General features: G+C 34.6%; 18 protein-coding genes. 9 read left to right on the forward strand and 9 right to left on the reverse strand.

Annotation, left to right across the window (positions count from 1 at the left end; genetic code table 11):
* Positions 1 to 38: 38 nt before the first annotated feature.
* The 3 genes from gldD to P2W75_RS02325 are packed head-to-tail and all read right to left on the reverse strand — an operon-like array spanning position 39 to position 2,359.
* Entirely contained in the window at positions 39 to 599 is a 561-nt protein-coding gene (gene gldD / locus P2W75_RS02315) for a gliding motility lipoprotein GldD (RefSeq protein ID WP_276378749.1), read from the reverse strand.
* Positions 600 to 1,895, reverse strand: coding sequence for a gliding motility-associated protein GldE (locus P2W75_RS02320; protein ID WP_207297926.1), 1,296 nt, complete (start codon positions 1,893 to 1,895; stop codon positions 600 to 602). It abuts the gene before it with no gap.
* 23 nt (positions 1,896 to 1,918) lie between these two features.
* Entirely contained in the window at positions 1,919 to 2,359 is a 441-nt protein-coding gene (locus P2W75_RS02325; protein ID WP_207298669.1) for a single-stranded DNA-binding protein, read from the reverse strand.
* Between the two features lie 224 nt (positions 2,360 to 2,583).
* On the opposite strand from P2W75_RS02325, the gene P2W75_RS02330 reads away from it, so the two are divergent.
* Together P2W75_RS02330 and P2W75_RS02335 are read left to right on the forward strand one after the other, a co-directional pair.
* Positions 2,584 to 2,922 carry a DUF2085 domain-containing protein gene (locus P2W75_RS02330; RefSeq protein WP_276378750.1) on the forward strand — a complete coding sequence of 113 codons (339 nt, stop codon included), beginning with the start codon at positions 2,584 to 2,586 and terminating at the stop codon, positions 2,920 to 2,922.
* A 20-nt stretch (positions 2,923 to 2,942) separates the two neighbouring features.
* Positions 2,943 to 3,182: a hypothetical protein gene (locus P2W75_RS02335; protein ID WP_207297928.1), complete on the forward strand. Its 240-nt coding sequence runs from the start codon at positions 2,943 to 2,945 to the stop codon at positions 3,180 to 3,182.
* Between the two features lie 35 nt (positions 3,183 to 3,217).
* Here the strand turns inward: P2W75_RS02335 and mutY are convergent, their stop codons facing one another.
* Positions 3,218 to 4,252, reverse strand: coding sequence for an A/G-specific adenine glycosylase (gene mutY / locus P2W75_RS02340; protein WP_276378751.1), 1,035 nt, complete (start codon positions 4,250 to 4,252; stop codon positions 3,218 to 3,220).
* A 140-nt stretch (positions 4,253 to 4,392) separates the two neighbouring features.
* On the opposite strand from mutY, the gene P2W75_RS02345 reads away from it, so the two are divergent.
* The 3 genes from P2W75_RS02345 (at position 4,393) to P2W75_RS02355 (ending at position 7,565) form a co-directional block, all read left to right on the forward strand.
* On the forward strand, positions 4,393 to 4,683 hold the full coding sequence (locus tag P2W75_RS02345; protein ID WP_007805026.1) for an HU family DNA-binding protein: 291 nt from the start codon (positions 4,393 to 4,395) through the stop codon (positions 4,681 to 4,683).
* A 406-nt stretch (positions 4,684 to 5,089) separates the two neighbouring features.
* On the forward strand, positions 5,090 to 6,634 hold the full coding sequence (locus P2W75_RS02350; RefSeq protein ID WP_207297930.1) for a ribonuclease E/G: 1,545 nt from the start codon (positions 5,090 to 5,092) through the stop codon (positions 6,632 to 6,634).
* 157 nt (positions 6,635 to 6,791) lie between these two features.
* The gene (locus tag P2W75_RS02355) at positions 6,792 to 7,565 is read left to right on the forward strand and encodes a hypothetical protein (RefSeq protein WP_276378760.1); all 774 of its coding nucleotides are present in this window, start codon (positions 6,792 to 6,794) and stop codon (positions 7,563 to 7,565) included.
* A 10-nt stretch (positions 7,566 to 7,575) separates the two neighbouring features.
* On the opposite strand, the gene pbpC is transcribed toward P2W75_RS02355, so the two are convergent.
* On the reverse strand, positions 7,576 to 9,951 hold the full coding sequence (gene pbpC / locus P2W75_RS02360) for a penicillin-binding protein 1C (protein WP_276378762.1): 2,376 nt from the start codon (positions 9,949 to 9,951) through the stop codon (positions 7,576 to 7,578).
* Between the two features lie 119 nt (positions 9,952 to 10,070).
* Positions 10,071 to 15,755 (reverse strand): MG2 domain-containing protein, encoded by a 5,685-nt coding sequence (locus P2W75_RS02365; protein ID WP_276378763.1) that lies wholly within the window; start codon positions 15,753 to 15,755, stop codon positions 10,071 to 10,073.
* A 219-nt stretch (positions 15,756 to 15,974) separates the two neighbouring features.
* On the opposite strand from P2W75_RS02365, the gene P2W75_RS02370 reads away from it, so the two are divergent.
* Positions 15,975 to 16,508, forward strand: a complete 534-nt coding sequence (locus tag P2W75_RS02370; RefSeq protein WP_276378764.1) for a hypothetical protein — start codon at positions 15,975 to 15,977, stop codon at positions 16,506 to 16,508.
* Here the strand turns inward: P2W75_RS02370 and P2W75_RS02375 are convergent, their stop codons facing one another.
* Complete coding sequence (locus P2W75_RS02375; RefSeq protein ID WP_125722166.1) at positions 16,509 to 16,952, reverse strand: nucleoside deaminase; 444 nt, start codon at positions 16,950 to 16,952, stop codon at positions 16,509 to 16,511.
* A gap of 58 nt (positions 16,953 to 17,010) precedes the next feature.
* On the opposite strand from P2W75_RS02375, the gene P2W75_RS02380 reads away from it, so the two are divergent.
* The 3 genes from P2W75_RS02380 to P2W75_RS02390 are packed head-to-tail and all read left to right on the forward strand — an operon-like array spanning position 17,011 to position 20,552.
* Complete coding sequence (locus P2W75_RS02380) at positions 17,011 to 17,673, forward strand: hypothetical protein (protein ID WP_276378765.1); 663 nt, start codon at positions 17,011 to 17,013, stop codon at positions 17,671 to 17,673.
* Between the two features lie 51 nt (positions 17,674 to 17,724).
* A complete protein-coding gene (locus P2W75_RS02385; protein ID WP_276378766.1) occupies positions 17,725 to 19,512 on the forward strand; it encodes a 1-deoxy-D-xylulose-5-phosphate synthase in 1,788 nt (595 codons plus the stop codon).
* Positions 19,513 to 19,550: 38 nt separating this feature from the next.
* Positions 19,551 to 20,552 carry a DUF3078 domain-containing protein gene (locus P2W75_RS02390; RefSeq protein WP_207297942.1) on the forward strand — a complete coding sequence of 334 codons (1,002 nt, stop codon included), beginning with the start codon at positions 19,551 to 19,553 and terminating at the stop codon, positions 20,550 to 20,552.
* Positions 20,553 to 20,558: 6 nt separating this feature from the next.
* Here P2W75_RS02390 and P2W75_RS02395 read toward each other — a convergent pair whose 3' ends face one another.
* On the reverse strand, positions 20,559 to 21,905 hold the full coding sequence (locus P2W75_RS02395; RefSeq protein ID WP_207297943.1) for a deoxyguanosinetriphosphate triphosphohydrolase: 1,347 nt from the start codon (positions 21,903 to 21,905) through the stop codon (positions 20,559 to 20,561).
* Between the two features lie 201 nt (positions 21,906 to 22,106).
* On the reverse strand, positions 22,107 to 22,568 hold the full coding sequence (locus P2W75_RS02400) for an Lrp/AsnC family transcriptional regulator (RefSeq protein WP_012023598.1): 462 nt from the start codon (positions 22,566 to 22,568) through the stop codon (positions 22,107 to 22,109).
* Positions 22,569 to 22,696 lie beyond the last annotated feature (128 nt).

Here is a 22,696-nt window from a genome sequence, read left to right on the forward strand (position 1 = left end):
AAAAAGGCGTTCATATTTGAACGCCTTTTTTAATATTTTTATTTCCATTTCAAAGTTTCCATGATTCGCTGCATATCGTTTTTGATATAACTTGCGGCTGGCATAATCGAGTCGAAATTAGGTTTTGCGTAAAAATAAACCGAACCTGTTAAGAAATGTTTTGTACTGTCAGTCACATAAAACTGCGAATTGGTTGCTGCATTTCCGTTTACTTGATAAAACATTCCGTAAACCTTTTTTTCTGGATTTAAATACGGTTGTTCTAAAATATCATCAGCTTTAATAACATGCTCGTAAGTTAGTTTTTGAGCATCTTTTAGTAATTTTTCGATGTCGCCGTTTACGGGTTTATATGTTAGGTATATTGTCGCTTTCATTTTAGGATATGTGATGGTAAAACCACAGTCTTTTTCTCCTTTTATAATTGCTTCTTCATTCATTTCAAAACCAAACGGACAGTTATTCTGAAAATTAGCATATTTCGCTTCTGGATAATCCAGTCGAAGGAAACTTGCTGGTTTTGGCAATACATCATTTTTACAGCTCACAATGGTTAACGCAAGCAAAATTGTGGTTACTGTAATTATTTTTTTCAACATTTATTCTATTGTTACTTTTATTTGTTTTACGCGTTTTTTGTCGACTGTTTCAATTGTAAAAATACAGTTTTCAAAAGGCACTTTTTGATCTTTCTTCGGAAAGTTACCTAAAATTTCGAGAATAAAACCAGCCAGTGTTTCGGCTTCGCCTTTATGCGATTCGAATACATCTTCATCAACATCCACAATTCGGTAAAAATCCTTTAAGTTTATCTTTCCTTCAAAAAGAAAAGTTTTATCATCGATCTGCGAGAAATTCAGGTTTTCGTCATCAAATTCATCGCTTATATCCCCTACTATTTCTTCGATTACATCTTCTAAAGAAACCAAACCAGAAGTTCCTCCATATTCATCGACTACAATAGCCAAATGACTTTTCAGACTTTGAAAATCTTTTAAAAGATTATCGAGTTTTTTATTCTCAGGAACAAAAAATGCTTCTCTTATTAATGATGCCCAATCGAAATCTTCTTTATCAATATGAGGCAGAAGGTCTTTTACGAATAAAACGCCTTCAATCTGGTCAATATTATCTCTGTAAACCGGAATTCTCGAAAATCCAGTTTCAATTATCTTAGGATAAATCGAACTAAACGATTCTGTTATTTCCAAGGCAAATATATCGATTCTCGGACTCATAACCTGTCTCGTGTCGGTATTTCCAAAAGAAACAATTCCTTCGAGAATTTTTTGTTCTTCTGTAGAAGTTCCTTCAGAATCGGTAAGCTCTAATGCCTGAGAAAGCTGATTGATTGAAAAATTATTTTTCTGTTTCCCTAGTTTATTTTGCAAATATAAAGTAACGCTTCGCATAGGCAAACTAATTGGCGAAAGGAGTTTGTCTAATAAGGAAATAGAATACGCAAAACGTCTGGCAAATTTTAAACTATTTCGGCTTGCATATACTTTAGGCAGTACTTCGGCAAACAGCAAAATAAGAATAGTAACCAGAATTACTTCGAGTATAAATTTTAAAGCTGGAGAATCGATACCGGAAAAAATGTTTCTTCCAATGAAAGAAAACAAAATAACCACTCCAATATTTAAAAAATTATTGGCTACTAATAAGGTTGCTAAAAGTTTTTTGGGTTTGTCTAAAAGATTTGAAATGATTTTTCCTTTGGAAACATTTTCTTGAAGAGTATCGTCAATATCTTTTTGAGAGAGAGAAAAAAGTGCGACTTCGGCACCTGAAACAATTGCTGATAAAAACAGCAGAATAAATATTCCGACAAAACCAATTATTAAATTGGTGTCTAAAGTGGTAGTAAAAAATAAACTGGGCTCCGGGTCCAAATTACATAAGATTAGTTAAACAATCAGAAGGGCAGGTCGTTTATGGGCAGCCCTTCACTTGGTGCATCAAAGTTAGTATTTTTTGCTGATTCTGCATCCTGATTTTGTTTGGTATGTGCAGTATCTTTTTTGGTAGTCAGAAAAGTAAATTCTGTAACCTGAATTTCGGTTGTATATTTTGTAGTGCCGTCTTCAGCCTGCCATTGTCTTGATTTTATTCTACCCTCAACATAAATTTTATCTCCTTTAGAAAGGTATTTTTCGCATATTTCTGCTGCTTTATTGCGCACAACCAGATTATGCCATTCTGTTGACGTTATTTTCTCATTGGTTGTTTTATTAATATAAACTTCATTAGTTGCCAGCTGAAAACGCCCAATACAGTTTCCTCCATCGAAATAATGCATTTTTACATCATCGCCCAAATGACCAATAAGCATGACTTTATTTAATGTTCCATTCATAATTAATAGCGGTATTTCTATCAAAGATACATTTTTTTAGCAAATTAATTCTTGCTTTTCTAAAAATTGTAATGCGAAGCGCAAAAGAAATAATTTACCCGAACTAAACCAATAACATTTGCAAGTTCTTAAGAAATTTTCTTTTTTTAGTTTTTGAAAATGTAAACTTAAGCATTAAATCTTAATAAAATTTTGTTAAATGGAAAAATAATGTATTTTTGAGTATGAGAAAAATTGAATTTGTAAGCTGTCATAGACTTCCCGAAAGGTCTTTCTTTTTTAGAGGAAAACAGTTTCCGTTTTGCGCCCGCTGTACAGGAATTTACGTAGGATATGCGATATTTATTCCGGCATTATGGTTCATAAAAATTGATATTTACTGGGCTCTTTTAGCTATTTTACCTACTGCTATCGACGGACTTACACAAGCTTATTTCAACAGAGAAAGCAATAATTTTCTTCGTTTCACAACCGGAATTCTTGCAGGTTACGGTTTAGCTGGTCTTTCCGATTTTATCGCTTATTGGATTGTGCACTTTTTTAAATACCTCTTTGTAAATTAATAACTAAAAACTATATAATTATGTCTGAAGGAAATTCTAATTTTGATGAGTTTGAGAAGAAAAACGACAAATCACAGGAAGATTTAAATACCGGATTAAAGGTACTGTCATTCTGTATTCCGCTAGCGGGGGCGATTATTTATTTTGTAAAAAAGGATAATGAGCCTGTAGCTGCAAAATCTGCCTGTAACTTGGCTTTAATAGGATTTGCAGTTGGAATTGTAGTGCGAATAATTCAGTTTGCAGTAGCTGGAAACTAAACAAAAAAGGGCTTCTCGAAAAGAAGCCCTTTTTATTATAGCTTTTCTATAAAGTTATGTATCGCAATAGGCACTGGAAATGTTTTTAATGCTTCGTATGAAATGCCGTTTTCAATTACATCTGTTATTTTAATTTTCCAAAACTGAATATGAAGATGCTGATGTGATAGTTTATGAATTACCGTCGCTCCACTATATTCTTCTACACCTATTATAGTATAATGAGGAAAAATATTGTCTTTAATTTCATGTGAAACAAAATCAAAATTGGCAATTTCAGTGGTTTCCAAAAGTGGGAATTCATATAAATTATGCCAAATCCCTTTTGCCGTTCTTTTTTGCATAAGCGAATTACCCAAAGCATCTTCCAAAACCAGATAATTAAAGAAGCGATTGGTTACTTTTGTCTTTTTAGATTTTACAGGAAGCATATCTACTTTCTTTTTCTGCAGAGCCAGACAGCTGTCGTTAAAAACACAAACCGAACAATCTGGATTTTTAGGCACACATTGCAAAGCCCCAAATTCCATTATAGCTTGATTGAATGTCGCAGGATCATCTTTTGGCATTAATTCATAAGCAAGTTCGGCAAATTCTTTTTTTGTGGCTGGCTGCGCGATATCTGATTCAATATCAAAATAACGAGAAAGCACACGAAACACATTTCCATCGACTACAGGAACGGCTTCATTATAAGAGAAAGATGCAATTGCCGCAGCTGTATATTCACCAACACCTTTTAAACGAAGTAATTCTTTATAGGTTTGCGGAAAAATTCCGTTTAAATCTTCTGCGATATATTTTGCTGTATTGTGCAGATTTCTAGCTCGAGAATAATAGCCAAGCCCCTGCCAAAGTTTTAAAACCTGTTCTTCTGATGCATTTGCCAGTTCAAAAACAGTAGGAAAATCCCTCGTGAAAGCAAAAAAGTAAGGCATTCCCTGCACGACTCTTGTCTGCTGAAGCATAATTTCTGATAGCCAAATTTGGTATGGATCGGCTGTTTTTCGCCATGGAAGATCACGTTTATTTTGTAAATACCATTTTATCAGCTTGTTATGAAAAATCATTGTTAAATCGTTAAAATACAAAAGTAAATGTTTATGTAATTAAAATTTAACGAATTAGCTTGATTAATTATTTTTTTAATTCCTATATTTGCAAACTCAAAAAAATAGTACACCATTTATAAAAATAAAAAGGAAAGAAAATGACGAAAGCAGATATCGTAGCGAAAATTTCAGAGAAGTTAGGTCTTGAAAAAGGAGATGTTCAAGCAACAGTAGAAACATTCATGGAAGAGGTTAAAACTTCTCTAGAAACTGGAGACAATGTTTACCTAAGAGGTTTTGGTAGTTTTATCGTTAAAACAAGAGCTGAAAAAACTGGAAGAAACATTTCTAAAAACACTACAATTAAAATTCCAGCACACAACATCCCTGCGTTTAAACCTGCAAAAGTTTTTGTAGAAGGAGTAAAAACGAACAACGAAGCAAAATAATACTATTTAATTAACATAAAATCTGACACGATATGCCAAGTGGTAAAAAAAGAAAGAGACATAAGGTAGCGACTCACAAACGTAAAAAAAGAGCGAGAGCTAACCGCCACAAAAAGAAAAAGTAGTTTTAAACTACTTTTTTCTTTTTAAACGTTCATTGAAATTTGGGAAATTTCAAAAGTTTCAAAAAATAAATCTAAAATCCAAAAATTGAAAAATCAACAACGATTTAAATTGGAATTTGGGATTTGAAATTGAATTTTTCCCTTCGGGTTAATACCTGTTAAAATATTGTTTAATCCATCCTTGTAGAAGTTGATGGTTTTTGGTTTTTGGTTTTTGGTTTTCTTTACCAACAACTATCAACAAACAACCGACAACCAATTCACGGATAAAAATTTACAGTGTGAATAAAGAATTAATCATTAGATCTAGTTCTGAAGCCGTAGATTTTGCCTTATTAAAAGATGGAAAACTAATTGAATTACACAAAGAAGAAGAGAAAAGCAACTTTCAGGTTGGTGATATTTTTATTGCCAAAATCAGAAAACCAGTTGCTGGACTTAATGCTGCTTTTGTAAACGTAGGCTTTGAAAAAGATGCCTTTTTACATTACCATGATTTGGGTCCTAATCTAGCTTCTCAGCTGAAATTCATAAAACTTGTAAGCGCAGGTAAATTAAAAGATTTCTCCCTAAAAACCTTTCAGTTTGAAAAAGAGATTGACAAAGATGGCATCATTACTGATATTTTAAGTGCCAATCAATCTGTTTTAGTTCAAGTAGTTAAAGAACCTATATCGACCAAAGGCCCAAGAATAAGTGCTGAGCTTTCTCTGGCAGGAAGATTTATTGTTCTAGTTCCTTTTTCTGATCGCGTTTCTATTTCTCAAAAAATAGAAGACAAAAAAGAAAAGGATCGTCTAAAAAAACTTGTTCTATCGATCAAACCTAAAGGATTTGGTGTTATTGTTCGCACAGTAGCCGAAGGCAAAAACGTAGCCGAATTAGAAAAAGATTTGCAGAACCTGCTTGGCAGATGGTCTGCAATGTGTAAAAAATTACCAACTGCTCATCATCCATCAAAAGTATTAGGAGAGCTTAATAGAGCTTCTTCGATATTAAGAGATGTATTCAACGATACCTTCAGCGGTATTCAAATAGATGATGAAGAGTTGTACCATCAAACGAAGGAATATCTGCAAGAAATTGCACCTTCAAAACAATCGATTGTTAAGTTTTATCAATCAAATGACACTCCAATTTTTGAGAAATACAATATAGAGAGACAAATCAAAACTTCTTTTGGCCGAACTGTTTCTATGAGTAAAGGTGCTTATCTTATCATTGAACATACTGAAGCGCTGCACGTTATCGACGTAAACAGCGGAAACCGTTCAAACAAAGCGACCAACCAGGAAGATACAGCCATGGAAGTGAATATGATTGCCGCAGCAGAAATCGCAAGACAATTACGTCTGCGTGATATGGGCGGAATTATCGTAGTTGATTTTATCGATATGTCTAATCCAGAAAACAGGAAAGTTTTGTTCGACTTCTTGCGAGAAGAAATGAGCGACGATAAAGCAAAACATAAAATATTACCGCCGAGTAAATTTGGTTTGGTCCAGATTACCAGACAGCGCGTAAGACCAGAAGTGAATATCAAAACCAGAGAGGAAGATCCTAACAAACACAATGGCGAAATTGAAGCTCCAATTTTAATCATTGATAGAATCACCGCTGATTTAGAAAGACTTTTAAAAACCCACAATAAGGTTGTGCTAAACACACACCCGTTTGTGGCTGCATACCTCAGCAAAGGTTTTCCATCATTACGTTCAAAATGGTTTTTTGAACATAAAAAATGGGTGAAAATCATACCTCGTGACGCTTACACGTACTTAGAATACCATTTCTACGATAAACAAGGAAATGTTATTTCAGAATAAAAACAAAAACCGCCTTTCGAAAGATTGGCGGTTTTTTTGTTTTTATTCTTGTTATCGACATCTAGTTTGAACTTATATTTATATAAAAAAAACTTTTAAGGGATAAGAAAAACAACATGGCTGTCTATTTTTGCAACTCATAATTAATTTTAAAAACATGAGGATTAGTCTACATTCTTGCTTTTTATTGATAATCCTTTTTTCATTTTCTTCAAAACTATTTGCCCAGAAGGATACTATCTATTTTGATAAAGACTGGCAAATTGTGAGCAAGGAAAACGCTTTATATTACCGAATTAAACCTTCAAAAATTAAGACCAAAAATGCTGTAGGTTATAATATAAAAAACATTGATTCTCTTTTCGTAATTAATGATTACTATATAAAAACCAACACGTTACAATTTAAAGGTTACTCAGAAGACTATAATGCCAATTATTTAGCAGGAAAAGCAGAATGGTTTAATGAAAATGGAAATACAATCGATACGAAAGATTTTAATTACAAAAACATCAACCACCAGAAATTTAAACTTCCTGAATTACCTATTTTTTATCTCGACTATAAAGTGGCAAATAAAAGCCTGCTTACAGGTGGTTTAGAATTTTGTGTTGATTGTAAAAATGAAGATAAATTACTTTTAGGTGCAGGTTTTGGAATCACAAACAGTTATAACGGAAATTATTATGGTCTGCCTGATATTCATTTATCATACAATAAAAACGATTTTTTTTTAAGAACTGGAAGTTCTCATAAAAACGCTTATGTATTAGGCGGAATTACTTTTTTGAACACATTTGATTTAGGTATTGGCTACTCTTTTCCATACACAAATGAAAAAATACCTGTATACAAAGGTTTTACTACTGGAATTACTTTAAGATTTAATGGAAAACGACATCATGCCTACCAAACTTTAAAAATGTTTTAATACCAAAATTTTATTCCCTCACAATTTCAATTTTCCTTCTGATTTCATTTCCAGAAGCATCTACAACTGTAATATAATGTATTCCTGTTGTTGGCGTAATTGGCAATTCGTGAAATGTCTTGGTTGTGGCTTTATATACATCATCAACATACCAAAATAATTCCTTATCTCTTTCAGAATAAGCTACTTTTAAAATTACAGGCTGTACATTGCTGTTAAAATCTTTCGTTAAATAGATTTTACTGTTTGCTTTTGGATAAATAAAATCCATTGTTGTGGTTTGTGTTCCTTCGCAACCTTCTTTGAATGGAGGTAACGGCAAATATTCTATATGCTGGCTTTTGTAATACCACGCCATAACTGGAGGCAACACAAACCAGTTTTTAGTCACAATGTTATCGATACTTTCGCAACTGCTGTTTACCTGAAACTGCTCTGTTTTGTCTAAATGAATGGTTTTATGATACGGACAAACTTTGGTCGATTTTCCTTTTTTAGGAACCCATTGTTTGATTTTCGGACAATTATCTTTTGCCAAATAACCGCTTAAACGGCAAACCTCAACTTCTGCTAAATCATTATACGGAGTATCAAACCATCTTTGTCTTGGCAGCAAATTAAAAACATCAAATAAAATGGGTGCGGCACTGGTAACGCCTGTGAGAGTTGGTCTTCCCTCGCCTGTTGCATTTCCGACCCAAACTCCAACTACATATCTGGAATTGGTACCAATCGCCCAAGCATCTCTATTTCCGAAACTAGTTCCTGTTTTCCATGCAATTTTAAGCGAACTGTCGTAAAATTTCCAAGCTTCGTCTCCTTCAGGTCTATTGACTTCTTCCATTGCGTTGTACGTCAACCAAATTGATCCTGCACCCAAAATATTCTTCTGATTGGTTTCTGATCCAAAATCAGGCTTAAAATCGTTTTTATAATTGAGTTCTGTAAATTCGTTGGTTCTGTATTGTCCTTTATTTTTAGTGTAATAATTAACCGTAGACGAAAGATTGGCATACGTTCGGCATAAATCCCACAAATTGCTTTCTGCACCTCCTAGAATAAGCGATAATCCGTAATGATCAGGTGTTTTATTAATATTACTTAATTTGAATTTCTGCAATTCTTCATAAAATTTGTTTACCGTAAAATCCTGTAACATCAAAACAGCAGGAATATTTAACGAACGTGATAAGGCACGATGTGCAGGAACAGCTCCGTCAAAAGTCAGATTGAAATTCTGCGGTGTATATCCTGAAATCTGCGTTGGAATATCAGCAATTAAAGTATTTGGCAGCAATTCTCCATCGTCTAACATAGCGCCGTATAAAAGCGGTTTTAAGATACTTCCTGTACTTCTTGGCGCATCGATAATATCTACGTCTTTTTGATGATCTGCATCTGCTGGGGAATTTCCAACATAACTCATTACATTTCTGCTCTGAACATCAATGACCAAAATCGCCAGATTATGAACTTCATTCTGTTTGTACTGATTGTAATAATACCGCGCAATTTGATTGACTCTGTTTTGAAGTGCGTAATCAATTGTGGTTTTAACTCTTGTTCCTTCTTCATATTTAGCGACTCTTTGAAGCAAATGCGGAGCAATTTGAGGCAGATCATAGGGTTTTTGAGGTAATGGTTCTTCTATCGAAAGTTCGTACGTTTGTTTGTCGATTATGCCTTCTTGATGCAGTTTTAGCAAAAGTCGATTACGTTTGTTCAATAGTTTTATTTGATTTTTTCCCGGATAAATCAAACTTGGTGCATTGGGTAAAACCGCCAAAACTGCACTTTCTGCCCACGACAATTGATTGGATTGAACGCCAAAATAACGCCACGAAGCCATTTCCAATCCCACAACATTTCCTCCAAATGGCGCATGAGCGGCGTACATTTCGAGAATTTCATTTTTAGAATAGCCTAATTCCAATCTTGTTGCAAGAATAATTTCTATTATTTTTTCGAAATAGGTTCTGTTTTTTCCTTTTCGAGATAATCGAATGACTTGCTGCGTCAGTGTACTTCCTCCTCTGACTACTTTTCCTGCTCTTTTGTTTTGTTTAAAAGCATTTACCATCGCACCTGGGTTAAAGCCGGGATGTTTGTAGAAATATTCGTCTTCAAAATAAACAATGCATTTCTTGAATTTGTCTGGAACGCTGTCTTGTGCAGGAAAACGCCATTGTCCATCTCTGGCAATTTTAGCGCCTAGCAATTCTCCTTCTTTGCTTTCTATTACGGTTGAATAGGGTTCTTTGAATAATGTTCGGGGTATCGAAAAATAGTAAATCAGCAAGAGCAGAAATGCAATTGCTGATTTTATTTTGTTCTTTTTTATCCAGTTTATAATGCGTTGAAAGAACGCCTTTAATTTATTTTTCAATGCTTGTTTTTTTTTAACCGCAAAGTTTTTTCGCCACGAATTCACGAATTATTTTTTTATAATTTAAATTCGTGAATTGCTTCGCCTGTTCGCTGTCGCTCGAGTCGTGGCTAATAATTTTATTTCACTACCTCAACCCAGAAACCTTTTGTTCTTGCTAAGAATGTATTATCGTACATTGCTTCACATTGTAATCCTGGCAGGTAATAATTTCCTAAATAGGATGCATTCAGCAGAATTCGGAAAACTTTAGTTTCTCTGGCTTTCATCCCGAAATAGAAATTCGTTCTGTCGTCGCGGATATCAATATAATCGGCAATGTTATTTACTGCATCTCCATAATCGGTGAAACGAGTATTTACAATTTCGAATCCTGAAGGCAGAATTTGCGATAACGCAACGTTTTGAACGCTTTCTCCTCTTTGATTTTTAATTGTAACCTCAGCAACAAATTCAGTTCCCTGATTGATTTTAGAAACATTAATTACACTTCCTTTTCTGTTTTTGAAAACTATAGAAGCCGTAACATCGCTTTGAACTGCATTTTCTTGTCCGATAGGCAGAATTCCGGTATTCAATACACGAACATAAACCGTATTGGCTTTATTGTTTTTCAGCGTAATACTGTTTGTGCCAGAAGCAACAGACAAACTGCGATCTGCAACAGATTTACCTGTATTTATCGTTTCTCCTTTTCCATTTTTACTGAATTGGATATTGATTCCTTTTGGTCCATTGCTTACGGCAAATTTCGACATTGCATATAAGCAATAAGCTGTTGTCTGCGTACTCATCCATTGATTCGCCGACATTTCTTTAGCTAGTTTCGTTGCTGTTACAAATGCTTTTTGTTTTTGGTCTAAAAGAAGCATTGTTTCTAAAGCCATCGCTCTGTTTCTTTCGCTTGAACCATAATAGTAGTAGCTGTAACCGTCTGAACTTCCGTCGATACTTGTTTTCAAGAACAAACTTTGTCCTGCCGATTTCTGACCTGCTAAAACATAAGCCGCAGCCAAACGAAGCATGCTTTCATTCGAAATGCCTTTTGTTTCTCTTAATCGGTTCATGGCTGATAAATCGGCATTTCCAGCTAAAGCCAAAGTATATAAACGATATGCCTGAGCTAAATCATTTCCGTATTTCGGTTCAAAACGCCATTGTTTCGCTTCTTTCTGCTGATACGACAGCCATTTTGATTTGAAGTTTATTGGCAATACATATCCTTTTTTCTCTGCTTCAATCAAGAAATGTCCGGCGTAAGAAGTTCCCCAATCGTCTGCAATTGCATTTCCTTGCCAATAAGGTAAACCTCCATTTGATAATTGGAAATTACCCAATCTCGCAATTCCAGCAGCAATATTTTTTTGAATCAAATCTTTACGTTTTGCATCAATATCGGCTACATCACCCAAATACAATTGTGGAAAAACGGATGAAGTCGTTTGCTCCACACAGCCGTGAGGATACTGAATCAAGAATTGTAATCTTCCGTTCAAATTCATTGATGGCATTGACGAAACTTCCAATCGTGCTTTGTTGCTTCCTGCAATTCCAAAGGTTTTCCATGAAATTATTTTGGTACTATTTGGCGATAAAACAACATCGGTAAAAGTACTCGTAACCGGATTCGGATTCGTCATATCGATTTCAACATCATAAACTGATTTCTCACTTCCTGATGTTGCGATTACCTGAACTTTTGCAATTCCAGTCGCAGATCCAACAACCAAATTAAAATACGCCATTTTTTCATCCGGCTGAGCAAAATTCAATCTTTGAACCGCGCTTCCCATTACTTTCAATCCATTGCTAGTTTTTACTTGAATCGAAACATTTTTGATTTTGCTTTCAGTTGCAAAAACTGTTACTGGAAGCGTTACTTTTTCTGATGGCGAAATTTTTCTTGGTAAAGAGGCTAAAACCATCAGCGGACTCTTAACTTGTGTTGCTTTTTCTACACTCCCATAAGCGCTTGTTTTCGCATCTCCTGCCACAACCATTGTTCGAACAGAACCAATGTATTTAGGCAACTTTAATTGATGCGATTTCGTTTCTCCTTTTTCTAATTTAAATGGACCGTAATACAATACAACAGGTTTAAAACGGTTTGCTTTTTTAGCTTTTCCTCCGCCTAAATCTTGGTCGCCACCAATACTGAAAATCTGATTTATTTTTCCGCCATAAGCGCCAATTACATCATCATAGATATCCCAAGTTTTTACACCTAAAGCTTCGCGAACATAGAAACTATCCCACGCATTTGGCGTTTTAAAACGAGTTAAATCTAAAAGTCCTTCATCTACAACCGCAATTGTATACGTCATTTCTTTGCCTGATTTCTCGCCTACTTTTACTGTAAATGGCTGTTCTGGCCTTAAAACATCTGGCATAGTAAGAGTTGGTGCCAAAATGGTATTTTTATCTACCACTTCGATTGGCACAATTCCGTACATACGAATAGGCGAATCGTTTTTCGTTGAAGCGTGCGGCTGCAACAACGTAATGTTCAAATATACGTTTGGCGCCATTGATCCTGTAATCGGAACTTCAACTTTGGTTTCTCCTTTTTTAGTTTCTGCCCAAATAGTCTGCACTACTCTTGATCCGTTTTCTACAGAAATTAAAGCACGTCCGCCTTCACTTGAAGGGAAAGAAATCTGCGCTTTTTCTCCAACGGCATAGTTTTTCTTATCGGTAGAAAATACTAACATATTGGCTGTAGAAGCATCTCTGTTACGCGTTTTTCCAGACCAGATCGGCCAGTCGATATTTACGGTTAACGAAGTTGCATGACCATCTTCCTGATCGGCAACACGAATTAAATAACGTCCCCATTCTTCATCTGTCAAAGCAAATTGGAAACTTCCTTTTCCGCTTGAATCGGTATTGATTACAAAAGTTTTATAAGAAGTTGTTGCATTCGACGAATTATAATTGGATAAATTATCGCTTGAAGAATCCCACCACCATCTCCAATCTACTTTGTAAACCCTTACTTCGAGATTACGAACCGATTTTGGCCTTCCGTTTTCATCCACTGTTACCACTTCAAAACGATTATTTGTTCTCGTTTCAAGCATACTGTATTTATTCAGTTCTGGCGTTTTCAGACCTACATAGGTTTTGTACGGAGAATAAGTGGTTGACATTACATCTGTACTAAAATCTCCACCTTCTTCATATACTTTTGTGATAAAGGATGCGCGAAGCATTCCCGGCGCCTGCCCTTGTAGTCTTGGCTGAATGTTTATCGAAGCTTTTCCGCTTTCGTTTAATTTCCCTGAGAAAACATTGATTTCTTCTGTACTGAATTGACGTGACAAATCATCAAAAGTATATTTTTCATATCCTTTGAAAGTTGTGGCTTGCTGAGAGAATTTTGCCTGCATTTCTACATTCAAATTCTTCGCAATGGCACCATGAAGCCATGTTACTTCCAGATTATCGGTATTTGGATACGATGCCGAAAGTGTTTTTCTGCTAAAGGTATTTTTGATTTTCAAACGATTTGGTTTAATCGTTTCAATCTTAATACTCTTATAGAATTTTGCGCCTCCAACGCTTACCATTGCTTCCCAGTTTCCTGTTGGCGCATCTTGGTTTGTCGGCACTGTAAAAGCATAATGATTTAAATCATTCGTTTTTTGAACCGTCTGATAAACTGTTTTTCCATTCGGATCATTTAATCGGAATTTAATGGGATGCGATTTTGGCAGTTTATTCGCAGCATCATTCAAGATAAAAGACAAATACAAATTATCTCCCGGACGCCAAACGCCTCTTTCTGCGTAAATAAATCCTTTTAAACCTTTTTGTAAAGTCTCTCCCGCAACATCAAAATTACTTACTGATAACGAAAGTCCGTCATCGAGCTTCACATAAGTTGATTGATCGCCTAAAGTTACAATGGCGAAATAAGCGAATTTATCCAATTGGAAAGACGCAATTCCTTCACTGCTTGTGGCTTCTGAACCTATTTTTTGCTGTTGGAAATTATACAAATCTACTCTCGCATTCGAAACCGGTTCTGTTGTAACGATATTGTTTACTGCAAATAAGTACGATTTGTTCTCTCCTCTTTTGGCAATAACACCTAAATCTGTGGCTAAAATATTGGTTGCAATTCTTGCATTATAGAAATACGAACCAGAGCACGGATCTTCACTTTCTCTCCAGTTATAATCATCATAGTACGAGTAATCGTCATACGAATTTCCACTGTAGTTTACGTCGTTTTCATCCACTTCTTCTTCCTCAGCTTCGTCATCATTTCCTTCTGATGTTTCACATTTATAAAGTGAATATTTCTTTTTATAAACAAACTCCACTCTGTAAATGGCTCCTGGTTCTGCTTTGATGATTTTAGATAAATCTAAAGCATAGGTGTTCCATTTTGAAAGATTTACGAGCGTGCTTTCCCTCAAATTAAGTGTTGTTTTGGCAATTGGCTGTGCTACTTTTTTGAGGTTTTGTCCGCCGTTTAATTCATTATATTGAAGGAACTGCAGAATATTATTCTTGTAGATTTTATATACTTTTACATCGACTGCACTCAGGTTTACGGCTTCAAAGTTCAGTTTTAAATTATTTGAACTTGGCAGAATTGTTCCGTTTTTAATAAAACGAATATTGGGTTTGATCTGGTCAAAAGAGATTTTTTCGCTGTAATTGTTCTCCAGTTTTTTGCCGTACTGACTTTCGATTCCTTGAAAAACTTCCAACAACAATTCTCCCGTCACAACTTGTTCCGGCGCTTCATCTGGAACCACTTCTACGATATCTTCAACCGGGGCTGCGGCTGAATCAACTGCCACTGCCGCCGAGTCTACTACAACTGCTGCCGAATCCACAGCCGCTGCATAAACAGGTTCTGCAACCACCGCTGCAGCTTCTTCTTTTTTAGGTGCATTTTGGTTTGTAAAATATACTTTTAGTAAATTTCCTTGTGTAGAAAACTTAAGATTATTGGTGTTTTGTATCGAAACCAATCCAGCAAAATCTTGTCCTTTTTCTAAAGGTTCGGAGAAATTAATTAAAACCTGCTGATTGTTTCCGTCTGGAACTTCAACTTTTATGACTTTAAATTCGTTGATGCTAGTAATCGGGAAATCGATTTGCCCTTTTTGATCGATATCAAAATCATTTCCGTCATAAATAATTTCCAAATTTGAAGCTTCAGACTGACGTTGAATACTGTCAATTATAAAATGAAATTCTTTTCCCAAAGACACGTTTTTATCAAACTTAATCTTAAGATCGTTTCCGTTATGTTTGGCTTTTACCAATTTAATAGCCGTTTCCAAATCAATATTATCGGCTGTTTTAAGCGTACAGTTCAAATATTGATATTCTTTGCTGTACGACTGAATATCGGCCGTATTAATGGTAAAATCCTGTTTAACCGTTTTAACTGTAAAATTGAATTTAGAAAGTTCCTTTTCTTTCTCTTTTGGAATAGCAGTTAGTTTATCTAGGTTTAAAGTAACCTGATATTCTGTTCCTGCTTTTAGTTTTTTCTCCGGAATAAAAGCTAAAGTATTGGTAGAAAGCGCAATGACTTTCCCGTGAACACTTGGGGAAATATCAAACAAATCGTCGTCTAATTCCTGATTGGGTTTCCAATCGTTTTTATCGAAAGCCAAAACCACACGAATATCAGAATCTGCAGAAACGATACCTGTGAAACTGGTAATGTAATCTTTGAATAACGAAAAATCGGAGTTGAAATCGGCAGCTGATTTTCGTCCGCAGGATTGAAAAATAAAAAACACAAAAAATACGATAGACAGTCCTTTTGCTTTCACTTTTATTTGGAGTTAATTGGTTAACATTTTTGTAGATTTAAAATGCATCTGTTAATGGCAATAACAGTAAAACACAAATTAAATTATTATAAAAGTAAAATATTTTCGCAATCCTTTAAGAAGAAAATTCTTTAGCAATAGTTATTTAACTTTTGTTGAAGTTTCTTTAAAAACTAATTATTAAAATATTATATTTCACAAGGCTTTAATAATATAAAAATGGCAAACAACTCTAACAAATATTCTACTGAAAATGAATTTATTATTAAAAATAAAAACATCATCATATATCTGATGGCTGTAATTTCATTTTTTGTTTTAGTTGCTTTTGTAGATTATTATGTTTTACCTTCTTCAAAAACTAACGATCTAATTACTCATTACTTTGTTCGAACTTCTGGAAAATCTAAACAAAAGGTTTCTTATCATTATCTGACACAAAAAGGTTTTACTTTTTCAACCGCAAAAGAATATATTGAAGAGAATAATATTGAGATTGAAACATCTTTATTATTTAATTCCGTAACAAAAATAAAGTCTAAGACACAAAATTACACCAATCTTCTTTCTAGTAGCTTAAGCATTAACGGAATTCAATTTTATATCTGCCTAATTTTGCTTTTTTCTTTAGGCATCAGCATAAAGATAATGCTTTCTAAAAAAGGCTTCTCTGAAAACACGTTTTACAATATCGTCTGCTTTAACTGTTTTCTGATATTTATATGTTTTTATATGGGAGGTTTTTTGTTTTAACTACTTACGTCTTTCCAGAAAAAAACGTTTCATTAAATCAGCCGCTTCATTTGCCATTACGCCTGAAACAACAGTCGTTTTAGGATGCAGTTTGGTTCCCATATTTAGAAATCCGCGTTGTTCGTCGCGGGCACCAAAAACGATTTTAGAAATCTGACTCCAATACAAAGCTCCAGCACACATTTGACAAGGCTCGAGAGTAACGTAAAGCGTACAGTCTTTTAAATACTTTCCTCCCAGAAAATTGGCCGCTGCGGTTATAGACTGCATTTCGGCATGAGCCGTAACATCGTTTAACAATTCGGTCAAATTGTGGCTTCGTGCAATTACTTTATCAGCAACCACAATAACGGCTCCAACAGGAATTTCGCCTTTTAAGTAGGCTTCTTCTGCTTCCTGCAGGGCTTTTTTCATAAAATATTCATCGGTGAAAGGATTTTCCATACTTGCAAAAGTAAAACTTTACACATTATTTTTATTACATTTATCGTGATATTCGAATATGGAAAATAAACGTAAAATAACTGCCCAGACAAAGTATTACAAATTGTTTTTGGCAATGATGTATGCAGTTATAACAACAGCTTTTTTTGGCTGTCAAAATAAAGACGATAAACAACCCAAAAATGAGACTACCGAAGTTACCACTGATACTGCTGAAATAAAATCTTATAGTTTAGATAAAAATGCAATAGAGAATCAAAAATCAGAAAAAACTCCTCTGCCTCAGCCCAAAACCAACAAAGTAAAAGTTGAAAAAACAGAAGGAATCAATGATTTTAAAACTGAAAACAAAGCTGATTTTAAAGCTGAAAAAATGAGCAGTAAGAAAAGTAATGTTTCAAATGAATCTACTAATGTTTCTACAACAACGCCATCTCAAATCAATGCAGAATTTCCAGGCGGTATCGATCAATTTCATAGTTTTTTTATGAAAGAATATAAGAAACCTGAAAGTGTGGAATATTGGAAACTCAATTTTACACTTGCTTTTGCAGTAGAAAAAAATGGTAAAATGTCTTTTCTTGAATGTTCTCCAGCCGTTGATGAACCTTTAGAAAAAGAAATTGTCAGAATTTTAAGTTTATGTCCTAAATGGCAGCCTGCGGAACTAAATGGAAAGAAAATCAGAGTGCAGTATTCTGTTCCCATTTTATTGAAATAAGACTCACAAAGAAATTAAATTTAAAACCGTAAATTTGCTTTTTACCTTACAATGAAAAGCGATTTACTTTCCAATATATACAATCCTGCTGATTTACGTCTTTTAAAAGAAGAACAGCTTATTCAGGTGGCTCAGGAATTACGTCAGTTTATTATTGATGTGGTTTCGGTAAAAGAAGGTCATTTGGGAGCAAGTTTGGGAGTTGTAGAACTTACAATTGCCCTGCATTATGTTTTTAATACTCCAAACGATTTATTGGTTTGGGATGTTGGGCATCAGGCTTACGGTCATAAAATCCTGACCGAAAGAAGGGAAATTTTTCATACGAACCGACAATTAAACGGGATTTCTGGTTTCCCGAAAAGAAGCGAAAGTGTTTATGACACTTTTGGCGTTGGACATTCGTCTACTTCTATTTCTGCAGCACTCGGAATGGCGATTGCTTCTAAACTAAAAGGCGATTTCGACAAAGAACATATTGCTGTAATCGGCGATGCTTCCATTGCCAGCGGAATGGCTTTTGAAGGTTTGAATCATGCCGGAGTTACAGATGCTAATGTTCTGGTGATTTTAAACGATAACGCAATTGGAATTGATCCAAGTGTAGGTGCTTTAAAAAAATACCTGACTTCGGTTAAAAACGGGAAAAATCCGAAACAGAACAACATCATAAAATCTTTAAATTTTGATTATTCTGGACCAATTGACGGACATGATCTTCCGCTTTTGATTCAAGAATTAAATCGTCTTAAAAAGATAAAAGGCCCTAAATTTCTTCATATTGTCACCACAAAAGGCAAAGGATTACAGCAAGCCGAAGAAAATCAGGTAAAATACCATGCACCTGGAAAATTTGATGCTTTAACGGGTGAAATTCATTTAAAATCAGAAGAAAATCTTCCTCCAAAATTTCAAGATGTTTTTGGCCTGACTATTTTAGATTTAGCCCGAAAAAATGAAAAAATAATCGGAATAACTCCCGCTATGCCATCCGGAAGTTCTTTAAAATTTATGATGGAAGAATTACCGGAACGTGCCTTTGACGTGGGTATTGCCGAACAGCATGCCGTAACTCTTGCTGCCGGAATGGCTGCCGAAGGAATGGCGGTTTATTGCAATATTTATTCGACTTTCTTACAGCGTGCTTACGATCAGGTCATACACGATACAGCATTGCAAAATTTACCTGTTATTTTCTGTTTAGACAGGGCGGGATTAGTGGGTGAAGATGGCGCAACACATCATGGCGTTTTTGATATTTCGTATCTGCGTTCGATTCCAAATATGATTATTTACGCGCCAATTAATGAAATTGCGCTGCAAAACATTCTCTATACAGCTCAATTAGGTCTGAATTCTCCTATCGCAATTCGTTATCCAAGAGGTCGCGGTGTTATAAAAAACTGGGAAGTAGAAAATTTCGGACACTATGAAGCCATTCAAATCGGCAAAGCAAATTGTTTGAAAAAAGGAACCCAAACGGCTGTTTTATCAACTGGAACAATTGGCAATAATGTTATAGAAGCTTTACAAGAATGCACCCATTCAGACAGTATTGCCCACTATGACTTTCCTTTTATTAAACCACTAGACATCAATTATTTAAATGAAATATTTTCGACTTACGAAAACATTATTACAATTGAAGACGGAGCACAATCCGGTGGTTTTGGAAGTGCTGTTTTAGAGTTTGCAGCATCACATGATTTTAAAAACAATATACACATTTTAGGAGTTCCAGACGTGTTTATTGAGCACGGAACAGTGGCTCAGCTGCAACAATTGTGTAAAATTGACGTTAAAAGTTTAATAAATCTTTTTTCTAACGGCGCAAAATAATTATTTTGCGGCACCAAAAAAAAATTAAAATAAGCCTAATGAAATTATTGCGTTCTACTCTTTTATTTCTATTGCTTTTGTGTTCATCTAAGAACTTTGCTCAGTTGATACAAACGACTTTAGACCCTAATCAATTACCTAAACCACCCTCGAACTGGACTAAAAGAAATCAACTTGGTTTTGATATTTCAGAAATCGCGTTTGTAAACTGGAGCGCGGGGGGAACAAGTTCTATCTCAGGTTTATTTAAAGGTGAATTTGGAAGAACTTATGTAAAAGGAAATCACAAATGGGTTAACGAACTTATTGTGAAATATGGTTTAAACAAACAAGACGGTACAGAACTTAGAAAAACCGATGATGCCTTTCTATTAAACTCTACTTACGGTTTTAGAAAAGACACTATTTCAAACTGGTATTATTCTGCTAAGTTTAACTTCAATACACAATTTACAAACGGATATAATTATCCAAACAGAGAAATTGCAATCTCTAAACCTTTTGCTCCAGCGTATATCTTTCTAGGAGCCGGAGCTGAGAATTCTAATAAAAAGAAAAACAGAACGTTTTACTTCTCTCCTATCACGTTAAAAACTACCTTAGTATTAGATCAATATTTGGCTAACCAAGGTTCTTTTGGTGTTAAAAAAGCCGTTTATGCACCAGATCCATTAGATCCAAACAATCAGATTTTGGTGGAAGAAGGGCAAAAAGTAAAAGCGGAGTTTGGTATCCTCTTTACAGGATATATGAAAAACGAAATCTACAAAAACGTCTTTTACGAAAACCGACTAAGTTTATACACCGATTATTTAAATCGTTTTGGAAATGTCGACGTCGATTACGACACACGTCTGGATCTAGTTGTAAATGCATACGTGAAAGCAAATATTGGTGTACATATAATTTACGACGACGATATTAAAACTAAAAAAGATGTTGTAGACCCTACAACAGGATCTACATCACAAGTTAATGACGGACCAAGAGCCCAGTTACGACAAGTATTAGGTGTTGGTTTGGTGTATGCTTTCCAATAAAAAATATTAACGCTTTTTACGACCGCTGATCATTTCATACAACTCTAGCGCGTTTCCATCTGTTAAAAGCGAAACATAATGACAAATATGAAGCAGACGCTCATATAAATTGCCTTTTTCTAAGTGGTGTTTTTCAGGAAGCATTTTCAGAATCAGCTTATCATAATTTGAGGCCGTTCCTTCATATTTGTTATTAAATGCTGTTATAAACTTATCCAATAAAGTCTGGATGATTTGATAACCTACAATTTCTTTTTCAATTACTTCTCGGCTTTGGTAGATTTTATCAACACTCAATTTGATAATATCATTCATCTGTGCTTTGTATTTACTTTTATCGGTTAAAGCAAAAGGGAAATTTCCTGCTAGAATTGCTTCTTCATTTTCAATAAAAACGTCAACCGCATCATTAATCAAAGCGCCAATTGCTAAAGCACGCAGGTAACTGATTCTATCTTCTTTGGTTTCGAGCATATTGTATTTCTCAATTCCAATATTGTCTTTTACGAGTTTAATTAGATATTCAAGAGCATAATCTTCAGAAACCAAACCAAGATTTATTCCGTCTTCAAAATCAATAATCGTGTAACAGATATCATCTGCCGCTTCAACTAAATACGCCAAAGGATGCCTTTCGAACCCCAGATCGCCTTCTTCTTTATTTGGAATTAAGCCCATATCTTCGGCAACTTCTTGAAAGAAAACTTTATCGGTTTGAAAGAAACCGTATTTTTTATCGGCAATATTAGCAGTTGGTTTTTTCGGAAGACTTTCTTTTGGATATTTCATAAAAGCACCCAAAGTAGCATACGAAATTCTAAGTCCGCCTTCGATTCCCGGACGGCTTGCTGTTAATACCGAAAATCCATTGGCATTTCCTTCAAAATCAATTAAATCCTGCCATTGTTTTGCGGTAAGTTTGTCTTTGTATTTTAATCCATTTCCGCTCGAAAAATATTCTCCAATCGCTTTTTCGCCAGAATGTCCAAAAGGAGGATTCCCAATATCGTGTGCCAAAGAAGCTGCAGCAACAATAGCTCCAAAATCATTCATATGATAACCATGAACTTCTTTTAGATACGGATATTTTTCGATGATCTTTTTACCAACCAAACGCCCTAATGATCTCCCAACCACAGAAACTTCTAGACTATGCGTTAATCGGGTATGTACGAAATCTGTCTTAGAAAGCGGAATAACTTGGGTTTTATCTTGTAAAGAACGAAACGCAGCCGAAAAAATAATTCGGTCATAATCGACCTCAAAACCTAAACGTGTATCATCTTGTTCTGCACGTAATCTTTTACTTGTATCGCCTTGTCTTTTTAATGATAAAAGTTGTTCCCAGTTCATTTTTCTATTTTAGATTGTAGATTATTGATTTTAGATTGAGGATCTAGACCTCAAAAATACGTTTTTATTTTAGCATAATATTCAATAAAAATTGGCCGCAGATTAATTTGATTTAATTTTTTCTCGACGAATTCACGAATTAATTTAAGTACAATGATTTGCATTAATTCGTGAATTTGTGGCAAAAAAACCTAAAAAACATTAAAACTCTAATGCTGTACTATGTTTGATTTCTCCCATTACAAAAATACTGTTCGTATTTCCTATGTTTTCGATTGTAGATAATTTATTCATTACAAAATCCTGATAACTAGCCATATCTTGCACCAAAATCTTTAGCATAAAATCATAATCCCCAGCGATATTATAACATTCTATAATTTCTGGAAGTGCTACAATATCTTTTACAAAATTGCTCCCTACATTTTTGGCGTGTTCTTTTAAACGAACATTACAAAATACCGTCATGCCTCTGTTCATCTTTTTCTTGTCCAAAAGTGCTACATATTTGGTAATGTAACCGTCTCTTTCAAGTCTTTTGATGCGTTCGTAAACAGGAGTTACAGTCAGAAATAATTTACTCGCAAGATCTTTTGTGTTGATATTGCAGTCTTCCTGAAGGTATTTCAAGATCAGCAGATCGGTTTTATCTAGGTTTTCCATAGTTTTTTTTACGGCTAAAAGTTCATTTCAAACATTTTTAAAGTAATTAAATCTTTAAAAAATAATTTTTAAAACACATTTTACTGAAATAAAGCTCAAATATAAGTTTAAAAAACCAATACAATACA

Source organism: Flavobacterium sp. H4147 (assembly GCF_029360735.1).
Classification (GTDB): Bacteria; Bacteroidota; Bacteroidia; order Flavobacteriales; family Flavobacteriaceae; genus Flavobacterium; species Flavobacterium endoglycinae.